Raw genomic sequence first — 16,733 nt, 5'->3', positions numbered from 1 at the left:
CCCGGAGGCCGTCGGGCGGCCCCGACCGGACCGCCCGACGCCTCTCAGACCCATCCGGTGCACCGCCGCCAGGGGAGCCTCCGCTCCCCCACACAGACCGGAAAGACCATGGCTTCCACCACACAGACAGAAATTCCACCGGCCCCGCCGGGCAGGCGCGCCCGCCCCAAGGCCACCGGCCGCGCCGGTGACACGATCTTCCTGGGCCTCTCCCGCGGCTCGGGCATCCTGCTGCTCGTGCTCATGGCGTCGATCGCCGTGTTCCTCAGCTACCGCGCCGCGATCGCCATCTCCGGGGACGAAGGCAACTTCCTCACCACCTTCGACTGGAACCCGGCCGGCGATCCGCCGGTCTTCGGCATCGCCGTCCTGCTCTTCGGCACCGTCGTCAGCTCGATCATCGCGATGGTCATCGCGGTTCCGATCGCTGTCGGCATCGCCCTGTTCATCTCGCACTACGCCCCGCGCAGGCTGGCCGGCGCGATCGCGTACGTCATCGACCTGCTCGCCGCGGTGCCCAGCATCGTCTACGGCATCTGGGGCGCGCTCGTCCTCGTGCCGTACCTCGAGGGCCTGAACCTCTGGCTCGACCAGTTCTTCGGCTGGACGTACCTCTTCGAGAAGACCGAGATCGGCGTCGCCCGCTCGCTCTTCACCGTCGGCATCCTGCTCGCGATCATGATCCTGCCGATCGTGACCAGCGTCAGCCGCGAGGTCTTCCTCCAGGTCCCGAGGATGAACGAGGAGGCCGCGCTCGCGCTCGGCGCCACCCGCTGGGAGGTCATCCGCCTCTCGGTCCTGCCGTTCGGCCGCTCCGGCGTGATCTCCGCGTCGATGCTGGGGCTGGGCCGCGCGCTCGGCGAGACGATGGCCGTCGCCACGGTCCTGTCGCCGAGCTTCCTGATCTCGCTGCACGTGCTCAACCCGGGCGGCGGGACGTTCGCCCAGAACATCGCCGCGAAGTTCGGCGAGGCCGACGCGTTCGGGCGCGACGCCCTGATCGCCTCCGGCCTGGTCCTCTTCGTCCTCACCCTGCTGGTCAACGGCGCCGCGCGGCTCATCATCGCCCGCCGCAAGGAGTATTCGGGGGCCAACGCATGAGCCACGCGACCACCAGCGTCCAGGACCGCCCGGCGCCCGCACCGACCGCGCCGGCCACCGGCCTCAGCAGCCGGTCCCTGCCCCGACTGGCTCCGCTCGGCTTCGCCGCCCTCGCGATCGCCCTCGGCGTCGGCACCGGCGCGGCCGCCGGCTGGCACAGCCGCGTCCAGTGGGGCCTGCTGTCCGCACTGCTCTTCCTGACGATCTCGTACGTCGCGACCAGCGTCGTGGAGAACAAGCGCCAGGCCAAGGACCGCCTCGCCACCAGCCTCGTCTGGGTCTGCTTCCTCGTCGCCGTCGTCCCGCTGGCCTCACTGCTCTGGACGACCATCAGCCGGGGTTCGGAACGCCTGGACGGCTACTTCCTGACCCACTCGATGGCCGGTGTCCTCGGCCCCGAGGCCAGCGGCGGCGTCTACCACGCCCTGATCGGCACCCTGGAGCAGGTCGGCATCGCCACGGTGATCTCCGCCCCGCTCGGCCTGCTCACCGCGGTCTATCTGGTGGAGTACGGCAAGGGCGCGCTCGCCAAGGCCGTCACCTTCTTCGTCGACGTGATGACCGGCATCCCGTCCATCGTCGCCGGTCTCTTCATCCTCTCGATCATGCTGATCGCGGGACTGGAACCGTCCGGCCTGATGGGCGCTTTGGCCCTGACCATCCTGATGCTCCCGGTCGTGGTCCGCTCCACGGAGGAGATGCTGAAGCTCGTACCGAACGAGCTCCGCGAGGCCTCCCTCGCCCTCGGCATCCCGAAGTGGCGCACCATCCTCAAGGTGGTCCTGCCGACCGCGATCGGCGGCATCGCCACCGGCGTCATGCTCGCCATCGCGCGCATCGCGGGCGAGACCGCACCGATCATCCTGCTGGTCTTCGGCAGTCAGCTGATCAACCCGAACCCCTTCGAAGGCGCCCAGTCGTCACTGCCGTTCTACATCTACGAGCAGTACAAGATCGGCGAGACCGCCTCCTACGACCGCGCCTGGGCGGCGGCCCTGGTCCTGATCGCCTTCGTCATGATCCTCAATCTGGTGGCCCGCGGCATCGCCCGCTGGAAGGCCCCGAAGACCGGCCGCTAGGTCCGGCGGAAAGCAGTGATTCAGATGGCCAAGCGCATCGACATCAGCGGCCTGTCGGCCTTCTACGGCAGCCACAAGGCGATCGACGACATCTCCATGACCGTGGAACCCCGCTCCGTGACCGCCTTCATCGGCCCGTCCGGCTGCGGCAAGTCCACCTTCCTGCGCACCCTGAACCGCATGCACGAGGTCACCCCCGGGGGCCGCGTCGAGGGCAAGGTGCTGCTGGACGAGGAGGACCTGTACGGATCGAACGTCGACCCGGTCACCGTGCGCCGCACGGTCGGCATGGTCTTCCAGCGCCCGAACCCGTTCCCGACCATGTCGATCTTCGACAACGTCGCGGCGGGCCTGCGCCTCAACGGCTCGTACCGCAAGAACGCACTCGGCGACGTCGTGGAGAAGTCGCTGCGCGGCGCGAACCTCTGGAACGAGGTCAAGGACCGGCTGAACAAGCCCGGCTCCGGCCTCTCCGGCGGTCAGCAGCAGCGTCTGTGCATCGCCCGCGCCATCGCGGTCGAGCCCCAGGTGCTGCTGATGGACGAGCCGTGCTCCGCCCTCGACCCGATCTCCACCCTCGCCATCGAGGACCTGATCGGTGAGCTGAAGGAGCGCTTCACGATCGTCATCGTGACGCACAACATGCAGCAGGCGGCCCGCGTCTCGGACCGCACGGCGTTCTTCAACCTCGCGGCGGTCGGCATGCCCGGCAAGCTCATCGAGATCGACGAGACGGAACGCATCTTCTCCAACCCCTCGGTCCAGGCCACGGAGGACTACATCTCCGGCCGCTTCGGCTGATCCCCAGACGGCCTTGAGGTGCTGCATGGCGGTGCCACCACAAGGCGAAGGGTCCGCCCCGCTCTCCACGAGGAGAGCGGGGCGGACCCGTTCGTACGGTGTACCGGCCTGCGGTCAGCCGAAGATCAGCGCGACAACCCCATAGCTCGCGGCGGCGACGAGCGCCGCAGCCGGCATCGTGATGAACCACCCCAGGATGATGTTCTTCGCGACACCCCATCGCACCGCGTTCACCCGCTTCGTGGCGCCGACACCCATGATCGCCGAGGTGATGACGTGCGTCGTCGAGATCGGCGCGTGGAACAGGAACGCCGAACCGAACATGATCGAGGCCCCCGTCGTCTCCGCGGCGAAGCCCTGCGGCGGGTCCAGCTCGATGATCTTCCGGCCGAGCGTACGCATGATGCGCCAGCCACCGGCGTACGTACCCAGCGACAGCATCAGCGCGCAGACGAGCTTCACCCAGACCGGGATCGGGTCGCTGTACGTCTCGTGGCCGGAGATGACCAGGGCCATCACCACGATGCCCATCGTCTTCTGCGCGTCCTGCAGACCGTGACCGAGCGCCATGCCCGCGGCCGAGACCGTCTGCGCGATGCGGAAACCGCGCTTGGCCTTGTGCGGGTTGGACTTCCGGAACATCCACATGATGGCGACCATCACCAGATAACCGGCCACCAGGCCGATCACCGGCGAGATGAACATCGGGATGACGACCTTGTCGAGCACCCCCTGCCAGTGCACCAGCGTCCCGCCGGCCAGCGCCGCGCCGACCATTCCGCCGAACAGGGCATGGGAGGACGACGACGGCAGGCCGAAGTACCAGGTGACCAGGTTCCAGATGATCGCGCCGACCAGTGCGGCGAAGAGGATTCCCATCCCCTTGTCGCCGGTGGGCGTCGCGATCAGACCCTCGCTGACGGTCTTGGCGACCCCGCTGCCGAGGAACGCGCCGGCGAGGTTCATCACCGCCGCCATGGCCAGGGCCGCACGAGGCGTGAGCGCCCGGGTGGAGACCGACGTGGCGATGGCGTTCGCCGAGTCGTGGAAGCCGTTCGTGTACGTGAATCCGAGCGCGACGCCGATGGTCACGATCAGTACAAAGGTGTCCACGTGGTTCAGGACTCCTTGACCGCGATGGTCTCCACCGTGTTCGCGACGTGCTCGAACGCGTCCGCAGCCTCCTCCAGCACGTCCACGATCTGCTTCAGCTTCAGCACCTCCATGGCGTCGTACTTGCCGTTGAAGAGCTGGGCGAGCAGCTTGCGGTGGATCTGGTCGGCCTGGTTCTCCAGGCGGTTGACCTCGATCCAGTACTCGGTGAGGTTGTCCATCGTCCGCAGGTTCGGCATGGCCGCGGCGGTCAGTTCAGCCGCCCGCGCCAGCACCTCGACCTGCTGCTCGACACCCTTGGGGAGCTCCTCGACCTGGTACAGAACGACCAGGTCGACGGCCTCCTCCATGAAGTCCATGATGTCGTCGAGCGACGAGGCGAGGTTGTAGATGTCCTCGCGGTCGAACGGCGTGATGAAGGAGGAGTTCAGCTGGTGGAAGATCGCGTGGGTGGCATCGTCCCCCGCGTGCTCCGCTGCCCGCATGCGCTCCGCGATCTCGACTCGGGAGGCAGAATCCGCCCCGAGCAGTTCCATGAGGAGTTTCGAGCCCGTGACGATGTTGTCCGCGGAGGCGGAGAACATGTCGTAGAAGCTCGTCTCCCTGGGGGTCAGACGAAAGCGCACGTGGGGTCCTCGGGGTGCTTTGGATTCGGTCAGGCTGATGCTAGGCGCATCATCCGGCCACGGCTAACCGGCATTCTTCAGTGTCGCGCATCAGGCACAGTGATCAGCACGGGGCCCCGGTCACGTTTCAGCTGAATTCGTTAGGATATACCCACCAGGGGTATGTAAACGGCAGGGTAAAGGAAAAACGGGAGGCAGCAATGACCACTACCGAGGCCACCGAGGCGGACCGGTCGCCCGACGCGGGCGCATCCGATGCCACGGCTCCCGCCGAAGTGCTCGTGACCGACCACGACCGCGGGATCCACGGCTACCACCACCAGAAGGCCGAGCACCTCAAGCGCCTGCGCCGCATCGAGGGCCAGATCCGCGGCCTGCAGCGCATGGTCGACGAGGACGTCTACTGCATCGACATACTCACCCAGGTCTCGGCGTCCACCAAGGCGCTCCAGTCCTTCGCGCTCCAACTGCTGGAGGAGCACCTGCGCCACTGCGTCGCCGACGCCTCGGTCAAGGGCGGCGACGAGATCGACGCGAAGGTCGAGGAGGCCACCAAGGCCATCGCCCGCCTGCTGCGTACCTGACCGAGGCTCGCCCGATACCCGCCGCCCGCCCCGTCAGCCCCGGTGATCCGCCTGCCGGGGGACGGTGGCGCGCTCGGTGATCGCCTTCACGCAGAGCACCTCGTCGATACGGTCCACGCTGAGCCGCTCGCCCATCGCCGCCGACGCCGCGATCATCAGCTCTCCGCAGAGCTCGATCTCGGCGAGGGCCACCAGGTCCGATACGGTCCGCGGGCTGAGCGTCACCACGTCACTCACCTCTCACTGCCGTCGCCGATTTCCCAGGGTAGGGATCCCGGCACGCACCGCGCATGGCACGGACGGGCCATTTCGCCGCCCCTCAGATGCCTAGTGCCCCTCCCGGCACCAGGGCCTCTCGTTTGGATCATGCCGGGCTCGCGGGGCGGTCACTCCCGCCGCCCCTGCTCGATCTCTCCGGTGTAGATGTCGCGCGCGTCCGGCAGCGGTACGGAGACCGGCACCCCGAATCCGTACAGCAGCGTCGTCGACACCACCTCCCGCACCTGCCCCTCGTTGGCGAAGCTGAACCGGTGCCGCACCTTGCGCAGCCGGCCCTGTTCGTCCAGATACGCGTCGAACGGCACCGCGTGCGTACGGAACCCTTTCGCCGCCGCCGCGAGCGCACCCCGGAAAGCCGCCGGGGCGCGGCGGGCGGCCCGTCCGATGTCGGCGGTCCCCCGGTAGTGCCGCACGGTCACCCCGGCGAGGTCTGTCTCCCCCACGTACGTCACCGCACGCGCCCCGCCCAGCAGTTCGGCGGCGGCCATCGGGTCGGTGACTCCGCCGGTCACCAGGTTGCCGTCCGCCAGCGCCGTCGTGTCGATCCTGACCCACTTGTCGGCGGGCACCCCGGCACCGCGGTTCATCATGTAGAGGGCGCCCGGGGCCAGGAGCTCCGTGATCGGCCGGTGTTCGTCCTCGCCCGCCGCGTCCTGCGGGAGGACGACCTTGAGCCGGCCGGACCGGGCGCGGAAGTCGTACGTCCCCTTGCCCCTGATCGTGACCCGCGTGCCACCGGCCGCCGTCTCCATCGACGTCACCACCTCGGCGCTGCCGACCTCGGCTCCCCTGCCGGCGAGCACCGCCGCGCTCCGCCGCACCACTTCGACGGCCGCCGCACCGGACCGCTCGTCGGCCACGGCGCCGTCCCCGCTCGTACCGTCCCCGGCGCATCCGGTGGCCGCGACCATGACGCCCATCACGGCGAGGGCGCACACAGCGCGCGCCCCGCCTCCGGACCTGTGCTGCTGCACCACCATCGCCTGCCAACCCCCAACGAGGACCGCTTGCCCGAGCCCCCACCCGTTCCGCATAACGACAGCCCCTGCCGCCCGTCACGCGGCTCGCACACCCCTCACCGCCGGACGGCCCTGCCCAGTACCGTGGACGCGTGTACGACCAACACACCGCAGAGGTCCCGCCGGCCGTTCCACCGGCACGGCCCGCCCATGAAGCAACCACCGTCGAACGCGGCTCGTTCTGCACCGCCCGCTGCAGCTGCGGCTGGTCGGGACCGGCCCGCCGCTCCCGCGACCGGGCCCGCACGGACGCCGAGGACCACCGCACCACCACGGCCTGACCACCGGCCTCCTCCCTCGCCCTCTCCCCCACCCCGGAGGTCCGATGCCCCTGCCGAACCGGCGCACCGTCCTGACCGCAGGCGCCGCAGCCGTCCTCACCGGCGCCACCACCACCGCCTGCGACGACACGGGCCAGGGCGCTTCCGGCCCCGGTCCCGACCCGGTCACGTCGGCAGCCACCTCGGCGGCCGCCACCGGCTCCCCGGCCACGCCCCCGAAGACCTCGCCGACCGTTCCGGCGGACTGGACGGCCCTGGGCAGGAGCCTCGCCGGTTCCCTCGTACGCCCCGACGACGCCGCCTACCCGACCGCCCGCCAGCTCTACAACACCCGCTACGACAGCCAGAAACCGGCCGCGGTCGCCTACGTCCGGCACGAAGCGGACATAGCCGAGTGCCTGGCCTTCGCCCGCCGCAGCTCCATACCCGTCGCCATCCGCAGCGGCGGGCACTCCTACGGCGGCTGGTCGAGCGGCACCGGCCGCCTGGTCGTTGACGTCTCGTCACTGGACCGCGTGGAACGGGACGGCACGATCGGCGCCGGCGCCCGGCTCCTCGGCGTCTACCAGGGCCTCGCCGCGCACGGCCTGACGATCCCCGGCGGCTCCTGCCCCACGGTCGGCATCTCCGGCCTCACGCTGGGCGGCGGCCACGGCGTCGCCTCGCGCGCGTACGGCCTGACGTGCGACAGCCTCACCGGCGCGACGCTCGTCACCGCCGACGGCAGGACGCTCACCGCGGACGCCACCCACCACCCGGACCTCTTCTGGGCGCTGCGCGGCGCGGGCAACGGCAACTTCGGCGTCGTCACCGAACTCCGCTTCCGCACCCGGCCCGCCCCGCAGACGGTCTCCGCGTACATGTCCTGGCCCTGGGCGCGCGCCCGTGCCGTCCTGACGGCCTGGCAGGAATGGGGCCCGGACCAGCCGGACGAGATCTGGTCCTCCGCACACGTCGCGGCAGGACCGGGCGGGACGAACCCGACGGTGTCGGTATCGGCGTTCAGCCTGGGTACGTACGGCGATCTACAGAACGCCGTCGACCGCCTCGCCGACCGGATCGGCGCCTCCGCCACCTCGGTCTCGCTGCGCCGCCGCAGCTACCAGGAGGCGATGCTCGTGTACGCGGGCTGCTCGGGCCTCACGGACGCCCAGTGCCACCTGCCCGGGACGACTCCGGGCCGCGGCCCCCAGGGTTCGCTCCAGCGCGAGACGTACGCGGCGGCCTCCGACTTCTACGACCGCTCGCTGTCCCCGGCGGGCATCCAGGCCCTGCTCGACCGGGCCGAGGCGTTCACCCGGCTCGGCGGGGACCAGGGCGGCGGGGGCTCGATCGCCCTCACCGCGCTGGGCGGCGCGGTCAACCGGGTCGCCCCCGAGGCCACCGCGTTCGTCCACCGCGGTTCACGGATGCTCGCCCAGTACATCGGCGCCTGGCGCCCGGGCACGACCGGCACCGCTCAGCAGAACTGGCTGAAAGTCACCCATGCCACGCTGCGCCGTTACGCGTCCGGGGCGGCCTACCAGAACTACGCGGACCCGTCCCTGACGGACTGGCGGACGGCCTACTACGGTCCGGCCGCCGCCCGCCTGGCCGAGGTGAAGAAGCGGTACGACCCGGAGGGCTTCTTCACGTACCCGCAATCACTGTGACCGCCCGGGCCCGTCGTCAAGGGCCAGGCCCTGGGCGGCCAGACCCCATCCCGCCACGCCCCACCCCGCCAGGTCCTACGCGGCCAGACCCTACGCGGCCAGACCCTTCTCGCCGTCCGAGCCGCCGCCCGAACCGGGGCGCGGCTCGGGGATGCCGAGCGCCTCGCCCCTGTCCCCGGCCACCGCCACCACCGCACTGCGGGACCTGACCAGCCGGCCCAGCCGCCCCGACCGCGAGACGGCGCCGATCAGGGGTGTCAGCAGCATCATCGCGAGCGGCGCGAGCAGCAGCGCGGCAGCCGTACCGAGCGCGAAACCGCCGATCACGTCGGTCGGGTAGTGAACGCCCATGTAGATCCGGCAGAAACCCTCCAGCAGGGCGAGCGCGATGGCCGCGATGCCGAACTTGCGGTTCGCCACGAACAGCCCGACGCCGAGGGCCATCGCCATGGTGGCGTGGTCGCTGACGAAGGAGAAGTCGTTCTTCCCGTCCACCAGGACGTCCAGCCCCTGGTGGTCCTTGAACGGCCGCGGCCGCTCGACGAACTCACGGATCGGAATGTTGATCAACAGGGCGATCCCGGCCGCGAGCGGCGCCCAGACGATCCCGGCGACGGCGCTCACCGAGTCCTCGGGCGTGCCGCGCCTGCGGCTGCTCCACCAGCACCACAGGACCACCAGGACCATGCCGAGCATGATCCCGTACTCACCGACGAACTCCATGACCCGGTCGAACCAGGTGGGAGCGGACTTCGCGAGCCCGTTGATGTCGTAGAGCAGGCTGACATCGGGGTTCGACCCATCCAGTGCGAGTCCAGCCATCTGCCGCGGCCCCTTGCCTTGTCTGCTGCTGCGGCACACACCCATGTGTGCCGCTATGACGAACCCCCGTGTTCGGTTCAATCACTCACGTGTGGCGGGGCGTCGCCAGGTCATTGGCTGCGGGGCCCCGGTCCAACCAGAGAACGACGCGTCCCGTGCGTACGTTCCACTCTCCACCGAATGATCACCATGACGTTATCGAAGAGTGACTCATCGTCGCAGCTCAGGGCCCAGGCTTCACAGAGAGTTCCGGCCACCGACGCCCGGAGGTCAGGCCGCCGACTGCGCGGTCGGAAGGGCCGCGGCACCGTCCTTGGTGACGCGTGTCGCACCGAAGTAGTCCGGCGTGTCGATCTTGTCGAACCGGATGACGGCACCGGTGTACGGCGCGTTGATCATGTACCCGCCCCCGACGTACAGGCCCACGTGGTGGATCGCCCGCGAGTTGCTCAGGTCGTCGGAGAAGAACACCAGGTCCCCGGGGAGCAGCTCGTCCCGCGAGGGGTGCGGCCCGGCGTTGTACTGATCGTTCGCCACCCGCGGCAGCTCGATGTCGACGGTCCGGTACGCGGCCTGGGTCAGCCCCGAACAGTCGAACCGCCCGCCCTGCTCCGGGGTCCCGTTACCGCCCCAGAGGTACTTCGTCCCGAGCTTCTTCTGGGCGAAGTAGATGGCACCCGCGGCCTGCTGAGAGGGCTGCACCCGCCCGACGGGCCGGGCGAAGCTCTTCTCCAGGGACCGGATGATCTTGACGTAGTTCTGCGTCTCGGCGATGGCGGGGACCCCGCCGGCCTTGATGACCCGGTACGCGCCCGCGTTGTAGGCGGCCAGCATGTTGTCGGTCGGGTCCCCGGGGACCCTCTTCACGTACCCGGCGAGCTCGCAGTCGTACGAGGCGGCGGACGGGATCGCGTCGGCGGGATCCCAGACGTCCCGGTCCCCGTCCTTGTCCCCGTCGACCCCGTGCGAGGCCCAGGTGCCGGGGATGAACTGCGCGATCCCCTGAGCGGCGGCGGGGCTCTGCGCCCGCGGATTCCAGCCGCTCTCCTGGTAGAGCTGGGCGGCGAGCAGGGCGGGGTTGATGGCGGGGCAGAGGTTGCCCCACTTCTGTACGAGCGGCTGATACTTGGCCGGCACGGCCCCCTTGGCCAACGCCACGGCCCCACCCCCGCCGCCGACGAGGCCGGCGGCGGCGGAGTACGTACCGACGACGAGCAGCGCCACGAAGAGCGTGGCGGCCCCGAGGCCGATCCCACCTGCCATCCAGTATTTCCGCACCCCTCAACCATCCCCCATCGGGGAGGGGTTCATGGGTGTTTTCGACGGTGTGTACGAGTCGTTGGGGTCACTGATGCGCCATCAGTGCGCTCCGGCGGACCAGAAGTCGGAGTGGACGTTGGGGCGGGGGATCACTTCGGCTCCCGCGTAGCTCGGTCCGCTCGGCTCGGGGTCAGCCACCTCTGATTCCCGAACACACGGGCTGTCGACCTCGAAGAAGACTTGCCCCGCACCTCCAACAATCAGGCTCACCCCGAACCCATCCCTCGTCTGCGCAAAGATGGCCGGCACCTCCGAGTCATCGTTGACCGACTTGATTCTGTAGTCGCTCTTTCGCCAAAAGCGATCCACTAGCCCCAGGAAGCTCCCACGCCGCTCCGGGGAAACAACGGTCATGACGACCCTTCTGCGCGTTACATCACAAACCCCCGTAGTTGTCGGTCCATGCACCCACCGCACTTCCGGTTGAATTTCTGCAAGGACTGCATCAAGAATCCCGTCTGCATGTTCTGCGGCCTCTTGCATGTCCATACGCCCTCGCTCTCCTCCGCTACTGTCACACGAGGCAGTTGACAAACACAGGGCGAGCACGATTGCGATCCCGCCGAAATTACGCCTCACCGATACTCCTCGGGCTTAATTTTTCCAGACCGTCCCGCCGTGATGAGAGCAATGTTGTTCGCCGACACTGCATCCCTATTCGGGTCGAAGTAGCGAGAGTGCGCATCAATCGACAGGCCACCCGAACCGATCAACTGAGGCCCCTCATCAACCTCAAAGCGTCGTGCGCCAAAAGATCTACTCGCCGGGTCCCGCCCGAACCAGAGGTCGTCGTCCCCCTGATCTGCCGCGTCACCAAGTAGACGCGCCGCGAGAGGCCCTGCGGCGATGCCGACTACGCTCTGCTGTTTCGCCGGAAGCCTGGTCACGACATCGTTCTCTGCCGCACCAACGAAGACATGTTCCTTGCTCACTCCGAGGTCCTCTGCGCGATCTACGCCAACCCCGGGGCTCCCCACTAGAACAATGTCATCAACTCCGGGAATACTGCCACCGTGTTGCGTGGCAGCGCCTACTGTCCGAGAGCCGTAGGAATGCCCGATGGCGGTCATATGAGGATCGCTGTTTTCGTTGGTAGAAGAGAGGCCACCCATAAACTGATGGAAAGACGCCCCTCCCCTCTCGGCGCGCCCTTCCCTCATAACGTCAAGGCTGTGCCAGCCATCCGGCGACTGCGGAGCATCGTAGCCAAGCCACACAATCGCAGCGCTCGACGGATCGTAGTATCGGGCACCAATCGCCGTGTCACGTGCCCGTTTGAGGTCGCCTTCCGCGAACTCCTTGTCGAGCGAAGTATTCAACCCCGGGACGTACGTTGCAACGTTTCTCGCCCTATCTGGATTACCGAACGAAACAATCGCCCGCCCGTTTCCCTCGTCCCCGATGCCCAGCAAGTACATCGGCGGCTCGCCGGGTCGCCGCCCCGCCTGCAACTGCCGGTCGATCTCCCGCAGCCCCGCCAACTGTGTCTCCGACCGCGCATCGTCCCGCCCCTCCAGCTTGCCGATCAGCAGCTGCAGGTTGTCCCGGTTCGCCGTGTCGCGGACCAGGGCCGGGATGCCGTCCAGGTTGCCGATCAGGTCCGGGTACACCGCGAGGTACTCCTCGCGCTGCTCGTCCGTCAGGGCCGCCCACCACGCGCCCCGCTCCGCCGGGCCCGCGTCGTACGGGATGCCCGACCTCAGGTAGCCCCCGGCCACGTCCCGGACCATCGCCGCGTCCCCCGCCGCGTCGGTCCACGTCCGGTCCGGGACCTTCAGGCCCTCCTCGGCCTTCAGCTTCCGCAGGATCCGGGCGAACCGCCAGTCGATCTCGCTCGCCGTCCGCACCGCCTTCGCGACCCGGTCCGCGATGTCCTGCGCCCTGGCCGCATGGGGGTTCGGGGCCACCAGCCCCGACGGCGGCAGCAGCCCCGGCGCCCCGTTCGCCGAAGCCGTCCCGCCCGGCAACGGCTTCCCGTCGACCAGGCCCTCACCGCCCTCCGGATAAGTGACCGACCCGTCCGCGTGCACCGTGAACCTCAGCGCCTGCGCATCCTCCAGCGCCTCCCGCAACGCCCGTTGCTGGGCCTTCATCTCGTGGGCGAGGCTGTTCAGCGTCGTACGGACGAGCCCGCACTCCGTGTACACGTACTGCAGGTTCAGGCTCAGCTGCCGCAGCCTCCGCACCGCCGCGTCCGCCGCCGCCCCCTGCTGGGTGTCGCGCAAACCGTTCAGCAGCTGCTTCTCGATCCGGTCCCGCCCGGCATCGGCCCGGTTGCTCGCCTTGCCCCAGCCGTCGGCCGCCCCCTCCAGCTCGGCGCACTTCACGTCCCGTAACTGGGCCCAGGTCAGCCCGGAGACCCCCGCCGTCATCGCTCGACCCCTCGCGTCCGCCGGGCCACGGGGGCGAACGACGACTTGACGGTCTCGTTCGTGTCGCCCTGCGCCCGGGCGACCGCCCGAAGGTTGCCGGCGAGCGACCCGCACTCATGGCGCGCGGTCTCGAAGCGCCGCTCCCACGACGCGCGTACGGAACCCAGCTCGGCCAGCGCGCTCAGCCCGGCGGTCCCCGCCATCAGCCCCTCGTGCGCGGCCGCCAGCTCCGACCTCACCGGACCGAGGTGCACCCCCATCCCCTCCGCGCCCCCGGCAGCCCGCAGCCAAGCCCCGTCGCTGTGCCTCAACAGGCCACCGCCCGCCGAACCGCCTCCACCTCCGCCGCCGACGACGCCCCCACCACCCGCCAGATCGCTCAGCCTCTGCCGCACACCGCTCACCGCTCGCCCCGTTCCTTGATCGTGGAGCGGCACTGTGCCAAACCCGGCGACCCCGACACGCCGCACGCCCGGGCGCCGGGGAGCGGTCCGCCGCCGCTCCCCGGGCATCCCGGCGCATCGCCTCGCCCCGCAGATCACCCGAACGGTGGACGGGGCGCGGCACTACGACCCGTACGTCCTCGGGTCCGCCGCTGCGAGCCGGTTCAGCGCGTCGGCGGCGCGGTTCTCCGGCGGGGTGCCGGCCCCGGGGACGTACCACTTGAAGTACGTCGGCGGGCCGTCCTCCCCCGCGTACCGCAGGGACACCACCGCCCGGTCCGGGTCCCTGAACTCCGTGCCGATCCAGCTCAGTTCCGCGCCCCAGCGGGTGAGCAGCTCCGGCCGGTCGCGCAGCCCGGCAGCGATCAGCCGGGCGGCCTTGCGGGCCGGCCACGTCCACGTGTGGTCGTTCTCGGCGCGGGCGATCTCGGCGTCGTACTCGGCCGCGTCGAAGCGGAGCTCCGGGATCTCGCGGACGTGCGGCCGGGAGGGCGACGGCGCCGGGCACCGCCAGTCGGACCACACCACCTCACCGCCGTCCCGCCGGATCGTGACGTGCAGCGCACCGCAGCAGCCCTCGGTGCAGTACGCCTCCGCGAGCTGCACCTCCCGGGACTCCTCCGTCGCCCGAAGCCGTCCGCTGTCCAGCAGCCACTCCGGGCTGTTCGCGGGCCCCCTCCCGAACACCTCCGGCACCAGGGGACGGCCCCCGACGACGATGCGGGCCTCGACGGTGCCCGGATCCAAGGGGTCGCGTTCGGCGACCTCGATCCGCAGCCCCTCCGCCGGTCCGGCCGGATCGCGCGCCACCTGCGCCCGCGCACGCCGCGCCCACGCGGTACGCCACCGCGCTCCGGCGTCCGCTCCGTCCTGTTCCACGACCGCCCGCCATTCGGCCCGGTCCAGGACGGCAGCCAGTTCCGCGATCACCGCCTCCCGACGCCCCGGCCCCCATCCGTGCAAGCTGCCGGGCCCGCTGCGGAGCTCCTGGACGGCTGAGAGCACCAGTGCGTAGTGGTCGAGCGTGGGCTCCAGATGCGGGGCGCCCCAGGCGAACGACTCGTAGGCGCACACCGCCTCCTCATACAGGAGGATCTCAGAGGTGTAATCACGCATGGTGGTCATCCAAAACAGCAACCATCCGAGTCGGGCCGTCAGTTCGCCTGCCTGTGCGCGCGGCGCGCCGGGCCGCAGCAGTCGCGCCGCCCCCGCGGCCTCCGCCACTCTCCGCGCCACACCCGGCGCGACCGTCGACGGCAACGCCACCAACGCCGCCCGCACAGCCGCGTCGTCCCCGGCGCCGAGCGCGGCGACCAGCCCGTGCAGTTCGGGCTTCGTCTCCTGATCCCGCAGGGAGATCAGGGCCGCGGCCGACCTGTCGATGGTGTCGAGCGCATGGACGACGGGGCCCGCGAGGTCCCTCAGTACCCCCAGCGTCACGAGGTACGGCACGTCCTCCGGCTCACCGAGCCGGGCCAGCAGCACGAGGCCGACGCAGACGGACGGATGGCCGTGTCCCGTACGCACCAGGCACCGCGCGAACGCACGCGCCCGCGCCTCGTTCTCCAGCGGAAGACCGCGCACGACCCGGTGGATGTTCCGGTGATGGACGGGCGGATCCATCGCGGAGAACCGCCGGTGCAGTTGCTCCGCGGCCGAGGCGGCGTCCGGATCCATGAGCAGCGGGCCGAGCAGCCCCGTCAACTCGTCCCGGATCTCGGCCCAGCCACGGCGGGCCTTCCCCTTCGGCCCGATGCGGGCGGGCGGTGCCGCGTACTCCTGGCACCACGGCCCCTCGGGCTCGGCGTGCCGGACGGAGACGGCGCAGGTGTACAGCGAGGGCCGGGAGGTGAGCGCTCCGCGCTCTTCCGGGGCGCTCAACGGGCGGGGTGGTTCTCGATTCCATAGGTCATGCCGCGGAGTCTGGCAGGCCCCCGTCCCGGGCGCCAGCGGATAACGCGCGCCGCCTCACCGCCGCCGGGCCTGTCGCCCCCCGCGACCGCAACGCCGGGAAGAATGCGCCCCTATGAGCCACTCGCACCCCTCCCCCGCCTCCTGGTACCGCCCCATGGTCGCCCGCCCGCCCGGCGAGCGGCACCGCACCGCGACCATGCTGGAGCTGTTCTTCGACCTCTGCTTCGTCACGGCCGTGGCCCAGGCGGCGACGGCGTTCGAGCACGAACTCGCGGAGGGGCACATCGGCCACGGCGTCCTCGGCTACGCCATGGTGTTCTTCGCGATCTGGTGGGCGTGGATGAACTTCACCTGGTTCGCCTCCGCCTACGACACCGACGACGTGCCGTACCGGCTGCTCACCCTCGTCCAGATCACCGGCGCCCTGGTCCTCGCCGCCGGCGCGTCGGAGGCGCTGCTGCACGAGGACTTCACGGTCATCACCTGGGGCTACGTGATCATGCGGCTCGCCATGGTCACCCAGTGGCTGCGCGCCGCCCGGTCCGACCCCGCCAGGCGCGCCACCTGCCTGCGCTACGCCGTGGGCATCTTCCTCGTGCAGGTCGGCTGGGTGGTACGCCTGACGCTCCCCGACGACATCGGTCTCGTCACCTTCGGCGTCCTGGTCCTGGCCGAGATCGCTGTCCCCGCGTGGGCGGAGCACACGGCCACCACGACGTGGCACCCGCACCACATCGCCGAGCGGTACGGCCTGTTCACCTTGATCGTGCTGGGCGAGTCCATCACCGCCGCCACCGGAGCCGTACACGCCGCACTCGAATCCCACGCGCCGCTCGCCGACTTCGCCGCCCTCGTCGTCGGGGGCATTCTGACCGTCTTCGCCCTGTGGTGGCTGTACTTCGCGCGGAGTGCGAGCGTGCACGACCAGTTGACCTCGCTGCGCATGGCACTGTTGTGGGGGTACGGCCACTACCTGGTCTTCGCGTCCGCGGCGGCCGTCGGCGCCGGCCTCGCCGTCAACGTGGCCCACGCGACCGGCCACGGACACCTCTCGGACCGGGAAGCGGCGGCGGCCTACACCATCCCCGTGGCCGTCTTCGTGACCCTCGTATGGCTGCTGCACCACCGCACCGGCGGCCTGCGCACCACGGCCGACGTACTGCACCCGGTCACGGTCCTCGCCGTCCTGGCCGTCACGTACGCGCCCTCCCCGGTCCTCTTCACGGGAATCATCACCGCACTCCTCATCGCCACGACACTCATCCTGTCGGCGCGAAGCGCCGCGCGCGGGGACGCGGCCGGGGACTCGGAGGAGGAGAACGCGTAG

17 protein-coding genes are annotated in these 16,733 nt (G+C 70.1%); 7 read left to right on the top strand and 10 right to left on the bottom strand.

The features are described from left to right. Nucleotides 1-108: 108 nt before the first annotated feature. The 3 genes from pstC to pstB are packed head-to-tail and all read left to right on the top strand — an operon-like array spanning nucleotide 109 to nucleotide 2,981. Complete coding sequence (gene pstC, locus ABTX18_RS28350; protein ID WP_352125615.1) at nucleotides 109-1,101, top strand: phosphate ABC transporter permease subunit PstC; 993 nt, start codon at nucleotides 109-111, stop codon at nucleotides 1,099-1,101. After that, on the top strand, nucleotides 1,098-2,180 hold the full coding sequence (gene pstA / locus ABTX18_RS28345) for a phosphate ABC transporter permease PstA (protein ID WP_352125614.1): 1,083 nt from the start codon (nucleotides 1,098-1,100) through the stop codon (nucleotides 2,178-2,180). The genes pstC and pstA overlap by 4 nt, the downstream gene beginning before the upstream one ends. 24 nt (nucleotides 2,181-2,204) lie before the next feature. Next, a complete protein-coding gene (gene pstB / locus ABTX18_RS28340; protein ID WP_352125613.1) occupies nucleotides 2,205-2,981 on the top strand; it encodes a phosphate ABC transporter ATP-binding protein PstB in 777 nt (258 codons plus the stop codon). Nucleotides 2,982-3,095: 114 nt separating this feature from the next. Here the strand turns inward: pstB and ABTX18_RS28335 are convergent, their stop codons facing one another. Further along, entirely contained in the window at nucleotides 3,096-4,094 is a 999-nt protein-coding gene (locus ABTX18_RS28335; RefSeq protein ID WP_352125612.1) for an inorganic phosphate transporter, read from the bottom strand. Nucleotides 4,095-4,099: 5 nt separating this feature from the next. Further along, a complete protein-coding gene (locus ABTX18_RS28330) occupies nucleotides 4,100-4,720 on the bottom strand; it encodes a DUF47 domain-containing protein (protein WP_136330487.1) in 621 nt (206 codons plus the stop codon). A gap of 200 nt (nucleotides 4,721-4,920) precedes the next feature. On the opposite strand from ABTX18_RS28330, the gene ABTX18_RS28325 reads away from it, so the two are divergent. Further along, nucleotides 4,921-5,304 (top strand): metal-sensitive transcriptional regulator, encoded by a 384-nt coding sequence (locus ABTX18_RS28325; RefSeq protein ID WP_352125611.1) that lies wholly within the window; start codon nucleotides 4,921-4,923, stop codon nucleotides 5,302-5,304. Nucleotides 5,305-5,337: 33 nt separating this feature from the next. Here ABTX18_RS28325 and ABTX18_RS28320 read toward each other — a convergent pair whose 3' ends face one another. Together ABTX18_RS28320 and ABTX18_RS28315 are read right to left on the bottom strand one after the other, a co-directional pair. Next, complete coding sequence (locus ABTX18_RS28320; protein ID WP_352125610.1) at nucleotides 5,338-5,532, bottom strand: hypothetical protein; 195 nt, start codon at nucleotides 5,530-5,532, stop codon at nucleotides 5,338-5,340. A gap of 158 nt (nucleotides 5,533-5,690) precedes the next feature. Continuing rightward, a complete protein-coding gene (locus tag ABTX18_RS28315) occupies nucleotides 5,691-6,563 on the bottom strand; it encodes an SCO4651 family lipoprotein (protein WP_352125609.1) in 873 nt (290 codons plus the stop codon). Between the two features lie 131 nt (nucleotides 6,564-6,694). Here ABTX18_RS28315 and ABTX18_RS28310 point away from each other — a divergent pair, with 131 nt between their 5' ends. Together ABTX18_RS28310 and ABTX18_RS28305 are read left to right on the top strand one after the other, a co-directional pair. Further along, nucleotides 6,695-6,883 carry a hypothetical protein gene (locus tag ABTX18_RS28310; RefSeq protein ID WP_352125608.1) on the top strand — a complete coding sequence of 63 codons (189 nt, stop codon included), beginning with the start codon at nucleotides 6,695-6,697 and terminating at the stop codon, nucleotides 6,881-6,883. Between the two features lie 44 nt (nucleotides 6,884-6,927). Then, nucleotides 6,928-8,535, top strand: a complete 1,608-nt coding sequence (locus tag ABTX18_RS28305) for an FAD-binding oxidoreductase (RefSeq protein ID WP_352125607.1) — start codon at nucleotides 6,928-6,930, stop codon at nucleotides 8,533-8,535. A gap of 90 nt (nucleotides 8,536-8,625) precedes the next feature. Here the strand turns inward: ABTX18_RS28305 and ABTX18_RS28300 are convergent, their stop codons facing one another. The 6 genes from ABTX18_RS28300 to ABTX18_RS28275 form a co-directional block, all read right to left on the bottom strand. Next, nucleotides 8,626-9,357 (bottom strand): phosphatase PAP2 family protein, encoded by a 732-nt coding sequence (locus ABTX18_RS28300; RefSeq protein ID WP_352125606.1) that lies wholly within the window; start codon nucleotides 9,355-9,357, stop codon nucleotides 8,626-8,628. Between the two features lie 270 nt (nucleotides 9,358-9,627). Beyond that, nucleotides 9,628-10,620 (bottom strand): C40 family peptidase, encoded by a 993-nt coding sequence (locus tag ABTX18_RS28295; RefSeq protein WP_503061224.1) that lies wholly within the window; start codon nucleotides 10,618-10,620, stop codon nucleotides 9,628-9,630. A 96-nt stretch (nucleotides 10,621-10,716) separates the two neighbouring features. After that, nucleotides 10,717-11,166: a hypothetical protein gene (locus ABTX18_RS28290; protein ID WP_352125604.1), complete on the bottom strand. Its 450-nt coding sequence runs from the start codon at nucleotides 11,164-11,166 to the stop codon at nucleotides 10,717-10,719. An 86-nt stretch (nucleotides 11,167-11,252) separates the two neighbouring features. Next, entirely contained in the window at nucleotides 11,253-13,049 is a 1,797-nt protein-coding gene (locus tag ABTX18_RS28285; RefSeq protein WP_352125603.1) for an alpha/beta hydrolase, read from the bottom strand. Next, a complete protein-coding gene (locus ABTX18_RS28280; protein WP_352125602.1) occupies nucleotides 13,046-13,453 on the bottom strand; it encodes a hypothetical protein in 408 nt (135 codons plus the stop codon). The genes ABTX18_RS28285 and ABTX18_RS28280 overlap by 4 nt, the downstream gene beginning before the upstream one ends. Nucleotides 13,454-13,615: 162 nt before the next feature. Continuing rightward, a complete protein-coding gene (locus ABTX18_RS28275; RefSeq protein ID WP_352125601.1) occupies nucleotides 13,616-15,373 on the bottom strand; it encodes a hypothetical protein in 1,758 nt (585 codons plus the stop codon). Nucleotides 15,374-15,518: 145 nt separating this feature from the next. Here ABTX18_RS28275 and ABTX18_RS28270 point away from each other — a divergent pair, with 145 nt between their 5' ends. After that, nucleotides 15,519-16,733 (top strand): low temperature requirement protein A, encoded by a 1,215-nt coding sequence (locus ABTX18_RS28270; protein WP_352125600.1) that lies wholly within the window; start codon nucleotides 15,519-15,521, stop codon nucleotides 16,731-16,733.

Origin of the sequence: Streptomyces sp. NPDC096323 (assembly GCF_040302845.1) — a bacterium.
Taxonomy (GTDB): domain Bacteria; phylum Actinomycetota; class Actinomycetes; order Streptomycetales; family Streptomycetaceae; genus Streptomyces.
This window is presented reverse-complemented; position numbering and strand designations above follow the sequence as displayed.